The organism is Enterobacter cloacae complex sp. P29RS (assembly GCF_014893445.1).
Lineage (GTDB): Bacteria > Pseudomonadota > Gammaproteobacteria > Enterobacterales > Enterobacteriaceae > Enterobacter > Enterobacter intestinihominis.
This window is the reverse complement of sequence record NZ_JADBPZ010000001.1, coordinates 65,456-77,518: the sequence shown is the minus strand read 5'-3', so window position 1 is coordinate 77,518 and position 12,063 is coordinate 65,456. Positions and strand designations below refer to the sequence as shown.

Below are 12,063 nucleotides of genomic sequence, written 5' to 3'. Positions count from 1 at the left end.
AGGGGACTACACGAATTTCGCCAGTGGGTCAGCGGCGGCAAATGCGACTGCTTTGTCTGCTGCTGGCGGGTAAATCAGTTCGTTGGTGATGGCGACTTTGATCTTTTTGCCTTCCTCGCGCACGGATTTAACACGCTGTTCCCAGCCCTCGGTGTACACCGCGCCCCAGCCACCCAGATCCAGACAGGTGACGTAATTCACCTGACGGTAAGGGTACGGCTCCAGATTTAACAGGCTGGCAGCTGCGTTATGTCCGGCGAATTTCCCCAGCTGGATCGCGTGCTGGCAGGTCATCAGTGCCGTGTTGCCCGCATCGTCCGTTTTGGCGTGAGCCATATCACCCGTCGCGTAAACCTCCGAATGCGCAGGGACCTGCAACGTGTCGGTGACGATAAGGCGTCCCTGAGTGTCGCGTTCCCCGTCAATTTGCAGGCTGAGGGGGTTAGCTTCTACCCCTGCCGTCCACACTACAGTCGCGCTGGCAATGCGCTCTCCGTTTTTCAGCGTCACGCCGCTGGCATCAATAGCTTCAATTTCACTGTTTAAACGCCATTCAACGTCCAGAGCGTTGCTTGCTTCTTCAATGGTGTTACGCAGCGCCTCGCTGTAACGCCCGCCAATGGTTGCACCTCTTTCAACTACGATCACTTTAGTCTTTGTATCGGCGCCGAAGCGGGTGCGAAGACGATCAGGGAGTTCCGTTGCCAGCTCAATGCCGGTAAAACCGCCGCCACACACGACCACGGTATTGCGTTCTGGGGTGGAGGGGCGCGAAACCAGCGAATCAAGATGTTGCTCGAACAGCCTGGCGGAGTCGAGTTGGTCGATATCAAATGCGTATTCAGTCAGACCGGCAATCGGCGGACGTTTAGTCTGGCTACCGGTTGCGAGGATCAGACGTTCCCAGTTGACTTCGGCAATGGCGCCGTTTGAATCGCGATACAAAACGGTTTTAGATGAGGTATCAATACGTTGTGCTTCGCCCGAAATAAAGGCAATACCCAGCTCAGCAAACAGTTCGGTCAGTGGCGCGACCATCGTCGACACGTTCTCTTCATAAAAACGTGGACGAACGCGCAGTTCCGGCACCGGGGCCAGCACGGCAATGCTGAGGCTATTATTACCTTCCAGAGCAGAAAGACGCGCGGCGCTGACCGCAGCCCACATACCGGAAAACCCACTACCCACAATTAAAATCTGCTTTTTCATACTCGATCCTTTTGTTCGTCAGGCTGTGTGTCTGACATAACTGCCACTATACTTGTCGGAGTTAACTGCGACAACTTCTTTCTGAGTTAAAATTCGTTATAATGCAGCGAACAATGACCCGGAGTGAGCCATGGCGTTTTACAGTTCTGGTGTGGAATATGGCATTCATAGCCTGATGTGTATGGTGGATGCAAAAGGCAATGAGCGTGAGATGAGCGTCCGGGAGATGGCGGCCTTGCAGGGCGTACCGTACGACTATCTTGGGAAGATTTTCACTCGTTTGTCACGCGCGGGGCTGGTTATCAGCACCGAAGGCAAGGGGGGAGGATTCCGGCTGGCGCGTCCGGCAGAGCTGATCAGCGTGCTGGACGTGGCGCACGCCATCGACGGCGATAAGAATATGTTCGAATGTCGGGAAGTGCGTCAGCGCCTGGCGGTATTTGATGAAACGCCACCGGCCTGGGTCTGTGACGGACCGTGCGGGGTGCGATCGGTTATGGACAGCGCGCAGCAGCGGATGGAAGAGGAGTTAGGACGCCATACCATCCTGGATCTGGCGCGGAAGATGTATCGAAAAGCGCCGGACACGTTCCAGATCGAGGTTCAGGAGTGGATTTCCGATCGCCGTTCGTCTACGTGACAGGCCGGGCAGGGCAAACCCGCTACCCGGCCACCGCGGTTAAGAACGTAAATCAATCACCATACGGCCACGGATCTGGCCCTGTTCCATCTCTTTAAAGATGGCGTTGATATCTTCCAGTGGGCGCATCGTGACTTTCGGAACCACCTTACCTTCAGCCGCAAACTGGAAGGCTTCGAGCAGATCCTGACGAGTACCCACCAGAGAGCCCACCACCTGAATCCCATCCAGGACCAGACGTGGAATATCCAGGCTCATCGCTTCCGGCGGCAGGCCAACAGCCACCACGCGGCCTCCGGCGCGAACCGCGTCAACAGCAGAGTTGAAGGCCGCTTTCGCTACCGCCGTCACCACTGCCGCATGTGCGCCGCCGGTTTTCTCCTGAATCACTTTTGCCGCATCTTCACTGCGGGAGTTCACGGTTAAGTCTGCGCCCATGCTGGCAGCGAGCTTCAACTGCTCGTCATTCACGTCAATGGCGATAACTTTCGCATTAAAGACATTTTTGGCGTATTGCAGTGCGAGGTTGCCCAGACCGCCAAGGCCATAGATCGCAATCCACTGGCCGGGTTTGATCTCAGAGACTTTTACCGCTTTGTAGGTGGTGACCCCAGCGCAGGTGATGCTGCTGGCCGCCGCAGAGTCCAGCCCCTCCGGGACTTTAACCGCGTAATCCGCGGTCACGATGCACTCTTCTGCCATGCCGCCGTCGACGGAGTAACCCGCGTTTTTTACGTCACGGCACAGAGTTTCGTTGCCGGTATTACAATATTCACAGTGGCCACAGCCTTCGAAGAACCATGCCACGCTTGCACGATCGCCAACTTTCAGTGACGTGACGCCCGGACCAATCTCTTTGACAATACCAATCCCTTCATGGCCGAGGATCACCCCGGTCTTGTCGCCAAAATCGCCATTTTTAACATGGAGATCGGTATGGCAAACGCCACAGCACTCCATCTTCAGCAGCGCTTCACCATGTTTGAGCGCGCGTAAGGTTTTCTCTGTAACGTTAACCTGATGATCCTGAGTGACAACAGCAGCCTTCATGTGTTTCTCCTTTTACTAATGAGTATCTGCATAGCAGGTGTAATACCCATTAAGGATTAATACTTTGGCGCTGTAATGCAAGGCAACCGCAACATAATGTCATCAATTAATTCAGTTTCAGATTAAGAATACGGTGATCCTCTAATAATCAGTAGGGGAAAACGCTAACGTAAAAAACCCGGCGTAACGACCGCCGGGTACAGATTTATAGTTGGGCTTCTATCTCCTCAATCTCTCTTCGCCATTGCGCCTGCAACTGCGGTTTTTGGTGTTTTGGCTTGCGCGCCAAATCCTCTTCCAGCAGCATTTCCAGGGCAACCAGGCGTCCGAGCAGATCGTCAGACGCTGAAGGTGGTGCCTTCGATGCAGTCTTCGACGCCTCAGGCACCACCGGACCGGTGCTCGCACGCAGGCGCTCAAACACCGCCTCCGCATCGTGCCATTCGCTAAGCCTGCCGTCCTCAATCAGCCAGTAGCGGTTACAACTCTGGCTAATTAACTGACGATCGTGGCTCACCAGCAGCACTCCGCCTTCAAACTGTTGCAGTGTTTCCGCCAGCGCCTCTTTGCCTTCCATGTCCAGGTGGTTGGTTGGCTCATCCAGCATCAGAAGGCTATAGCGAGCAAGCGTCAGGCCGATGAACAGCAGGCGCGAACGTTCCCCACCGCTCAGCGTACTGACTTTTTGTCCGTGACGCGCCCACGGGAACCCGGCACTGATGAGGGCCATTTTACGGGTCTGCGGATCTGGCGCGAAAGGCTCCAGTGCGTCAAAGATTGTTGCCTCCTCCGAAAGCTGATTCAGCGTCTGATCGTAATAGCCTGGCGACACGCGAGGATGAAGTTTCAGGCCAGCCTCTGAAGGTTCACCTGAGAAATGCCGCCAGATAAGCTTCATCAGTGATGATTTGCCGCAGCCATTACGCCCGACGATAGCCACGCGATCGCCACTTCTAAGCCGCGCAATGTCGACGTGAAACAGCTCAGACAGGCCAGGCTCAGGCGCTACGCTTAGGTTTTCCATCTCCAGTAGCCGGTCTGCCCGCAGGGCGTCACCGCGCAGGGTTAATGTCCACGGACTGCCTGCGGTGAGCTCTGTCTGACTCTCCTTAAGCCGTTCGACCTGCTTTTCCATCTGTTTGGCTTTGCGGGCCAGATCTTCGTTATCGTAGACCTTGCCCCAGGTGGCCAGCCGTCTGGCACTGGCGGTTACGCGATCAATCTCCTTTTGCTCCGCCTTATGCCGCAGCGCATCACTTTCGTCTTTGGCTACCAGCGCCTGACGCGCGGCGGTGCAGGGAAGGGCGAAGTAGTGCAACATCTTATCGCGCAGGATCCAGCTGCCGTTGGTGACGGCATCCAATAGTTGCCTGTCGTGTGAGACCAGCACAAAGCTGCCGGACCAGTTCTGTAAAAACTGTTCCAGCCAGAGCAGGGTCGGCAAATCGAGGTGGTTACTCGGTTCGTCCAGCAGTAACAGATCTGGATCGCCGATCAGCGCCCGCGCCAGCAGGAGACGCGTGTGCTGCCCGCCGCTCAGCGTTGCCGACGTTAAGGCCATGTCCTGCGGTGTAAAGCCCATACCCGCCAGCAGCGTTTCAGCTTTCCAGTGCAGACTCTCGCGTTCAGTCGCGGGCAGTTGCGCCAGCACGGCATCCAGCATGGTCAGGGGATAAATGGCTTCTGGCAGGTGTTGCTCAACGCGCGCCATCAGACAGTATCCGGCCAATGCGACGGTTCCGGCAGCAGGGGAGTCTGTGCCGTCCAACACCTTCAGCAACGTACTTTTGCCGCAGCCGTTGTCGCCCAGCAGGCCAATGCGGTCGCCTTTTTTCAGCGTAAAGGAGAGGGAGTCGAATAGCGTGCCAAACGCCGTATCAACACGTAAAGATTGTGCAGTGAGTAAAGTGCTCATTGTTGCTTACCCAAGAGTTACAGGCATGTTTATGCCTCGTCAAACATCGCTGACGATAACTCAGTAAGCCCGAGAGAAGGGATTTCAGGGGTTGGTGTCTTCGCTCAAGCGGAAGTTATCGCAGCACGATACCGATAACGCTTGAGCTGGTGCGATCACCAAATGTATGTGAAACATTGAAAATTTCACAGTACAGCATAATTGGCCTCCTTATAAGTTAAGTGATTATTAGTAACCATCACTATACAACATTTTCATAGAATGAACATACTACTGCGGCAAAAAGCGATATCTTCGGTTGCGGATACAGAACTAAGCGCGTGATGTGATAAAAGGAAGGGCAGCGTCGCTGCCCAGAATCATCTTTTTCGTATAAGCATATACAGGGATAGCGTGATTACAGACGCAATGAATATGGCCATGCCGAAGAAAACATACAAAACAAAATCCATTATCCTTTCGTCGCCATATATTCCAAAAAGCTCCACAAAATCGTACTGCGTTTCTGGTGGAACAATCTTGTAGAGTGTGAACATTGATAGAAACACGGCTATACACCACAACAACACAAGGAATGCCGCCTTCATTAATAGACCTGCACAACGCCATGTGCAATCATGTAGTTTCCCAATTGCTGCCCTCCAGTTCGAAGTAAGGCTGATGCCAGAATCTTAAAATCGCTCTGACTATAAAGTGTAATACAACCCTTACTTATGCCAGATGGCCCGATAGGGTGTAACCGGAATTCACCTCGCCTTACGCCTTTCACAAAAGTCTCATCATTTATCAATCCGTCATCGCGATATAATGCAAACCATTCGTTCCGATTCGAACCGGTGAAAAATGCGTTAACACTATCCTTAGTTTGAGTATACCAACCCCCTAATCCACGTAAAAGTATGTAATAGCGACCAGGTGGGAGTGGGCCGATATCAGGTATATTTGCGCTTTCTGCACGGTTCGTCGCGTCACCATTCCCTGAAAATGCAGGAAAAAAGCCAACTCCGGGCACAGACAAAGTAGCGTACGTACCTCCGTTGAGGTGGAAAAAGCACTGTAGGAGATTCATGATCTGTCATTCCAGGAATCAGCAAAGATGATATTACCGTCACAGTGTCGCCATGTGATCTTCTCGTAACGGAGGGAAATATTTTCTAAATGATTATGTTTTTCCATTGCTGGATTTTTTACGTCATGCATCACCGGGCATATTGAGACCACTTTAACGTTCTCAAGGAACATGTTGAAGTATTCGACCTCTTGACCAGCATCATTGATTTTGTACCACTTAAACTCGGCACTTTTTAGCGTTTGGCCTTTTGCTACAGCCTTGTATAAGTAAGGGCTGGAACTGTCGAACTCCTTTTCAAAAACCAGAGCGCTATGCATGCGCGTACCCGTGATTTTTCCTGTCATATTATCTGTCGGTAGATGCAGTCCATGACCGAATCCTAATACTTCAATACTGCCCTCGCGATATTGCACATCAACCGCGCCTTTGATATCTGCGCCGCCGTCATCTTTCAGCCATAGATATGCTGGGATTGCCATTTCAAAACTCCTTTTTCAATAAATGAATTTAGTGATGCAAAACGTTACTAAACTCTTAAGAAAAACTATTTGTTAGGCAAGAAGTGTTATGTAAAATTTATATATTTTAAAAGGATATAGATTTTTGATTAGGAATGCATTTTTCAAATGATCGATCCTGCTGCATTTTTAAAGCCAAATTATCATGAGTGACTTTCAACAAAGCATTTATAGGCAGGATTAAGGGAATTAGAGGAAAAAGGGAGAAGGGACTTCACGTTCCCTCTCCCTTGTGAAGAGAGGGAACGTTCAAAACTCCGATTTAAATCGAAGTACGACGATAGCTACGGTATTCCGGCATCCAGAAGTTATCATCAATCGCCTGCTGCAACGCATCGGCAGAGGTTTTCACCGCGACGCCTTGCTGCTGCGCCATTTTGCCTACCGCGAAGGCAATTGCGCGGGACACTTTGTGAATGTCTTTCAGCTCCGGCAGTACCAGGCCTTCACCGTTATTCACCAGCGGAGAGTGACCTGCCAGCGTTTCGCTCGCGGACATCAGCATTTCGTCGGTGATGCGGGACGCGCCGGAGGCGATAACTCCCAGACCAATACCCGGGAAGATATAGGAGTTATTGCACTGCGCGATGGGGTAGAGTTTGTCCTTCCACACCACCGGATCAAACGGACTGCCGGTTGCGACCAGTGCCTTACCTTCGGTCCAGGCGATGATGTCCTGCGGCGTTGCCTCCACGCGTGAAGTCGGGTTAGACAGCGGCATCACGATAGGGCGTTCGCAGTGCTTGTGCATCTCGCGAATAATCTCTTCCGTGAAGAGGCCGGTCTGCCCGGACACGCCGATCAGAATGTCCGGCTTCACGTTGCGCACCACGTCAAGAAGCGAGAGCACTTCGTTATCCGTATCCCAGTTTTTCAGGTTTTCGCGCTTCTGCACCAGTTTGGTCTGGAACGGGAGCAGGTTTGGCATGCCGTCGGTCAGCAGGCCAAAACGGTCCACCATAAAGACGCGGGAGCGGGCCAGCTCTTCGCTTAAGCCTTCGCGCTGGGTCTGGGCAATAATTTGCTCGGCGATGCCGCAGCCCGCGGAGCCTGCACCCAGGAAGACAATTTTCTGATAGCTGAGCTGACTGCCTGCCGCACGGCTCGCAGCAATCAGCGTACCGACGGTCACTGCCGCAGTGCCCTGAATGTCATCGTTGAACGAGCAGATCTCATCGCGGTAGCGGTTCAGCAGCGGCATGGCGTTTTTCTGTGCGAAGTCTTCGAACTGCAACAGCACGTCAGGCCAGCGGTGCTTCACGGCCTGGATGAAATCATCCACAAACTGATAGTACTCGTCGTCGGTAATGCGCGGGTGACGCCAGCCCATGTACAGCGGATCGTTCAACAGTTGCTGGTTATTGGTCCCCACGTCAAGTACCACCGGCAGGGTGTAGGCCGGGCTGATCCCGCCGCAGGCGGTATACAGCGAGAGCTTACCGATGGGGATCCCCATCCCGCCAATGCCCTGGTCACCGAGGCCCAGAATACGTTCGCCATCGGTCACCACGATCACCTTGATGTTGTGGTTAGGCACGTTTTGCAGAATGTCATCCATGTTGTGACGGTTCTGATAAGAGATGAACACACCGCGGGAACGACGGTAGATCTCTGAGAAGCGTTCACACGCCGCGCCGACGGTGGGGGTGTAAATGACGGGCATCATCTCTTCAAGATGGTTCTGCACGAGGCGGTAGAAGAGGGTTTCGTTGGTGTCCTGAATATTACGCAGGTAGATGTGTTTATCGATTTCGGTTTTAAAGCCCTGATACTGGATCCAGGCACGTTCTGCCTGTTCTTCAATGGTTTCAACCACTTCAGGCAGCAGGCCCAGCAGGTTAAAGCTGCTGCGCTCTTCCATGCTAAAGGCGCTGCCTTTGTTCAGAAGGGGGAACTCCAGTAAAACCGGACCGGCGTAAGGAATATAAAGGGAACGATGTTTTTTCAGTTTGTTGTCCATGTCACTCACTCTTTTTAAGAAGATCCGTCCCTGACACTGCTGTTTGTCATCTTTCTGGCCTGTGCTACGGGGTGCGGTCGGTTGGTATTATAAAGGAGCTGAATATTAATTACCGCAACACATAAACAAAAACACCATCGGGATTACCGATGGTGTTGTGAATTTCGTGCCGGAACTTACTTGCCGGAAGGGCGTTTCCTGCCGGTGGCGTGGGTAACTTGCGTTTCGCTACCCTCCTCAATAACCACTTTACGCTGGTTAGAAAGCTTGTAGTTCAGTCCCAGAATATGGCGTGCCTGACGGTTCGATTTCATGTTAACTCCTCAATCCTGTTGATAGTTTTAAGGACAAGCTTGCTTACGCAAACGAAATGTAACCCCTTAGGTTGCAGATCCAGCTTAGCAGGTTTTTACAGAGGTGCGTTTCGCCCACTAACCACATAGTTGATGGTTTGCTGGTAGATGTCACTGAGGATGTCATTGTCCGTGGCTTCCACCCACTTGGTCAGTTCCATCAAAATGTCATCTTCAGTAACAACACCGTGCTCGGCGTGAAGACCTTGTGCGATCGCGTTAACAAGTTCCGGTTGTGCTGCTGTGGTATGTGCCGGGTAATAAGTAAACATGCTGCCTCCGTGTCGTTGTCTGTTTAATGTTACGGCGTGCAAAATCGTAATTCACATTCAGATTGGCAAATATTTTTGCCGTTGTGGTTCAGATTCGTCCTGGAATTAAAAATAACATCTCCCGTAGCACAGAAATAAAACTCAGGGTTTCCAGCGGCGTAAATTCGTGGTTTTTTCATAAGGCATGGGCGTCGGCCAGGAGATCAATTCCACAATGCTGCCCCAGGGGGTTTGACCATAGCAGAAAGCATTGCCTTCACCTTGCTCATCCGGAAAGCTAAGCGGCTTCGGCGCGGTGAACATCTCGCCGCCGGCGGCGGTGAAAGCCGCGATGGCACTATCAAAATCATCAACATAAACAGCAAAATGCTGAAGTCCAAAGTCGCTGGCGCGAGCGGGCATTCCCTGTTCAGGGCCATGCATTTCGAAAAGTTCTATGCCGGGTCCGTGCGGCATAACAAGCATGCGAATGGCATGAATTTTAGTGCCGGGAAATAATTTTAAGGTGTGCTGCTGGGCGGGCTGATCGATATTATCGGTTTCTGCATCGACAGAATGATATAAAACCTGTGCGCCGAAAGCGCGTTCAAAAAATAGGGTGGCTTTTTCAATGTCGGGCACCGTAATACCGATATGGTCAATACCCCTTACTGACGATGTCATAGTAAACTCCTGCTATAAAAAATTTAAATATAGCAGGAGATAATCAGCTTATTACCACTTCATTTCGCCGGTATTCACTTTGGCACTCAGTTCCAGCGAACTGGCTTCCGCCAGGTTCGGCCACTGTTTTTTCATCGCGTTGATGACGCCAGTTGATTCTTTATGCGTCGTGAGGGCCTGTTCAAACTGCTGTAGATAGCGACGGGTAAAGTCGATAGCGCCGGTACCCGCTGGCGGTGTCCCAAGGTAGTGGCCCGGAATAACGCGTTCGGGCTTAAGGGCAGCCATGCTATCCAGCGTCTGCTGCCACTGTTTACGGCTTTCCGGCGTTTGGGTATCCGCCGTCCAGACGTGAATGCCCCATGAGACGCCCGTGCCGCCGAGGATGGTTTTGGCGGATGGGATCCAGACGTACGCCGCATAGCTTTCAGGCTCTTCAATGCTTACTCTCTCACCGTCAATCATAAAGGTGGTTGAGGCAAGCACTTGCGGCACATAGAGCTGCGTCGGCGCGCCATCTTTCATCTGTGGCCCCCAGAAGGCGAGCTTCGCGTCTTTTGTGGCCCTGATATGGTCCACCACCTGTTGCGTGGCGACAACTTTGGCATTAGGGAAGGCTTTCATCAGCGGTTGCAGGCCGAAATAGAAATCCGGATCGCCGGAAGTGATCACGATTTTGTTCAGCGTTTTACCGCTGTGGCGAATTTTTTCTACCAGCGCTTCGCAATCTTTCACGCTGAATTGGGCGTCAAACAGTACCGCCTCTTTCGGGCCAGATACCAGCGTGGAAGAAACGGCAAAAATGCCTTTTTCCTGCGGGTTATACGTATCAACGGTCAACGGAGCGGCAAAGACGGCCGGAGTGAAAAGGGTTGTCAGCAAAGCAAGGCGGGCGATAGTCATGGTCATGTCTCTGTTCTTCAGGAAAGTCTCTATTGTACGGATCTCTTCATTTGCCAGAATTCCTGAAACAGGAGATGCTTAGTTTCATAGATCGAGCAAATGGAGGTCAAAATGGATCGCGTTATTGCCGCCCAGGTGTACAACCGCATCTGTGAGCTGGGGAGTTTAAGCGCGGCGGCGCGGGCGCTGGGGATCTCCCGTCCGATGGTGAGCCGTTATCTGGAGCAGATGGAGAAGTGGGCTGGGGCGCGGTTGGTTAACCGCTCCACCCGTAAGCTGACGCTGACGGCGGCGGGGGAGAAAGTCCTGCAAAAGACGCGCACGCTATCGCAAATTTCTCAGGAAATTGAAGATCAGTCAGTGAAGGATTTACCCTCAGGCACGCTTCGTGTCGCCTGCGCGCATTTTACCGCGATGCAGATTATCGCTCCGGTGCTGCCCGAACTGTTGCAGCGTTACCCTCAACTGCGCATTGAGCTGGATGTTAACAACCATCCGGTGAGCCTGGTGGGCGAGCGAATTGACGTGGCGATCCGCATCACCGATAACCCCGAACCGGGTATGATCGCTCGCCGATTGGGAGAGTGTCGGTCCGTGCTTTGCGCCTCGCCGCACTACCTTGTAAGCCGGGGCGTTCCAGAGGAGCTGGAAGACTTAGCCCGGCACAACTGCCTGCATTACAGCTTTTTTGCCGGTCAGTCGTGGCGTTTTTTTACGCCGGCAGGGGAGCCGGTCACGACGGCGGTCAGCGGCAATCTCAGCGCCAGCATCTCATCTCTGCTGATGGAGGCGGCGATAAATCACTGTGGTATTGCCATGCTGCCCGAGCGCGAGGCCGACGCGGCGCTACGGCAGGGAAGCCTGGTGCCGGTGCTCAGCGCCTATACGCCAAAACCGATCGGCATTTTTGGTATTTATCAGTCGCGAGACTATCAGCCTGCGGCGCAGCGTGTGTTCCTCGACGCGCTGGCAAACCACCTTGCCACGCGATCGGACTAGTCTGTCTTCCCTGCAAAATAGATTATGCGTCCTATACTTATCCCTTTGTAAGCCAAAAGGAGAGCAAGAATGACGATTCATAAGCACGGTTCAGCACACTGGTCTGGCGACATCAAACGCGGCAAAGGGACGGTATCGACCGAAAGTGGCGTCCTTAACCAGCAACCTTACGGCTTTAACACCCGCTTCGAGGGCGAGAAAGGGACTAACCCGGAAGAGCTGATTGGCGCAGCGCACGCGGCATGTTTCTCTATGGCCCTGTCGCTAATGCTGGGCGAAGCGGGTTATACCGCCGATTCCATCGATACCACGGCGGATGTCTCGCTGGATAAAACCGACAGCGGTTTTGCCATCAGCAAAGTCGCGCTGCAAAGCAAGGTGACGGTACCGGGTATCGATCCGCAGCAGTTCGACGGCATTATCCAGAAAGCCAAGGCCGGTTGCCCGGTCTCGCAGCTGTTGAAAGCGGAAATCACGCTGGATTACAAACTGAACTGATATCGGGCCGG

13 protein-coding genes are annotated in these 12,063 nt (G+C 52.8%); 3 read left to right on the top strand and 10 right to left on the bottom strand.

Annotated elements, in window-relative coordinates; all coding sequences use genetic code 11:
* Positions 1-6: 6 nt before the first annotated feature.
* A complete protein-coding gene (locus IM282_RS00360; protein WP_032624210.1) occupies positions 7-1,209 on the bottom strand; it encodes an NAD(P)/FAD-dependent oxidoreductase in 1,203 nt (400 codons plus the stop codon).
* Between the two features lie 130 nt (positions 1,210-1,339).
* Here IM282_RS00360 and IM282_RS00355 point away from each other — a divergent pair, with 130 nt between their 5' ends.
* On the top strand, positions 1,340-1,849 hold the full coding sequence (locus tag IM282_RS00355; RefSeq protein WP_022648200.1) for an Rrf2 family transcriptional regulator: 510 nt from the start codon (positions 1,340-1,342) through the stop codon (positions 1,847-1,849).
* A gap of 39 nt (positions 1,850-1,888) precedes the next feature.
* Here the strand turns inward: IM282_RS00355 and adhP are convergent, their stop codons facing one another.
* The 9 genes from adhP to IM282_RS00310 all read right to left on the bottom strand — a co-directional run bounded on the left by adhP (position 1,889) and on the right by IM282_RS00310 (position 10,555).
* Positions 1,889-2,899 carry an alcohol dehydrogenase AdhP gene (gene adhP, locus IM282_RS00350; RefSeq protein WP_023306254.1) on the bottom strand — a complete coding sequence of 337 codons (1,011 nt, stop codon included), beginning with the start codon at positions 2,897-2,899 and terminating at the stop codon, positions 1,889-1,891.
* Positions 2,900-3,104: 205 nt separating this feature from the next.
* Positions 3,105-4,814 carry an ABC-F family ATP-binding cassette domain-containing protein gene (locus IM282_RS00345; protein WP_192969987.1) on the bottom strand — a complete coding sequence of 570 codons (1,710 nt, stop codon included), beginning with the start codon at positions 4,812-4,814 and terminating at the stop codon, positions 3,105-3,107.
* 586 nt (positions 4,815-5,400) lie between these two features.
* Positions 5,401-5,883 carry a DUF2778 domain-containing protein gene (locus IM282_RS00340; protein WP_022648196.1) on the bottom strand — a complete coding sequence of 161 codons (483 nt, stop codon included), beginning with the start codon at positions 5,881-5,883 and terminating at the stop codon, positions 5,401-5,403.
* Positions 5,880-6,365 carry an Hcp family type VI secretion system effector gene (locus IM282_RS00335; protein WP_032624212.1) on the bottom strand — a complete coding sequence of 162 codons (486 nt, stop codon included), beginning with the start codon at positions 6,363-6,365 and terminating at the stop codon, positions 5,880-5,882. The genes IM282_RS00340 and IM282_RS00335 overlap by 4 nt, the downstream gene beginning before the upstream one ends.
* Positions 6,366-6,666: 301 nt before the next feature.
* Entirely contained in the window at positions 6,667-8,364 is a 1,698-nt protein-coding gene (locus IM282_RS00330; RefSeq protein ID WP_022648194.1) for an NAD-dependent malic enzyme, read from the bottom strand.
* A 176-nt stretch (positions 8,365-8,540) separates the two neighbouring features.
* Positions 8,541-8,678, bottom strand: a complete 138-nt coding sequence (gene sra / locus IM282_RS00325; RefSeq protein ID WP_023300167.1) for a stationary-phase-induced ribosome-associated protein — start codon at positions 8,676-8,678, stop codon at positions 8,541-8,543.
* A gap of 95 nt (positions 8,679-8,773) precedes the next feature.
* Positions 8,774-8,989, bottom strand: a complete 216-nt coding sequence (bdm, locus tag IM282_RS00320; protein WP_022648192.1) for a biofilm-dependent modulation protein — start codon at positions 8,987-8,989, stop codon at positions 8,774-8,776.
* 141 nt (positions 8,990-9,130) lie between these two features.
* Positions 9,131-9,652: a VOC family protein gene (locus tag IM282_RS00315; RefSeq protein WP_023306248.1), complete on the bottom strand. Its 522-nt coding sequence runs from the start codon at positions 9,650-9,652 to the stop codon at positions 9,131-9,133.
* 51 nt (positions 9,653-9,703) lie between these two features.
* Positions 9,704-10,555, bottom strand: coding sequence for a Vmh family MBL fold metallo-hydrolase (locus IM282_RS00310; RefSeq protein ID WP_063150020.1), 852 nt, complete (start codon positions 10,553-10,555; stop codon positions 9,704-9,706).
* 111 nt (positions 10,556-10,666) lie between these two features.
* Between IM282_RS00310 and IM282_RS00305 the strand changes: the two genes are divergently transcribed.
* Both IM282_RS00305 and IM282_RS00300 read left to right on the top strand, forming a co-directional pair.
* On the top strand, positions 10,667-11,554 hold the full coding sequence (locus IM282_RS00305) for a LysR family transcriptional regulator (protein WP_074133455.1): 888 nt from the start codon (positions 10,667-10,669) through the stop codon (positions 11,552-11,554).
* Between the two features lie 69 nt (positions 11,555-11,623).
* A complete protein-coding gene (locus IM282_RS00300; RefSeq protein ID WP_003857069.1) occupies positions 11,624-12,052 on the top strand; it encodes an OsmC family protein in 429 nt (142 codons plus the stop codon).
* The last annotated feature ends 11 nt before the right edge of the window (positions 12,053-12,063 follow it).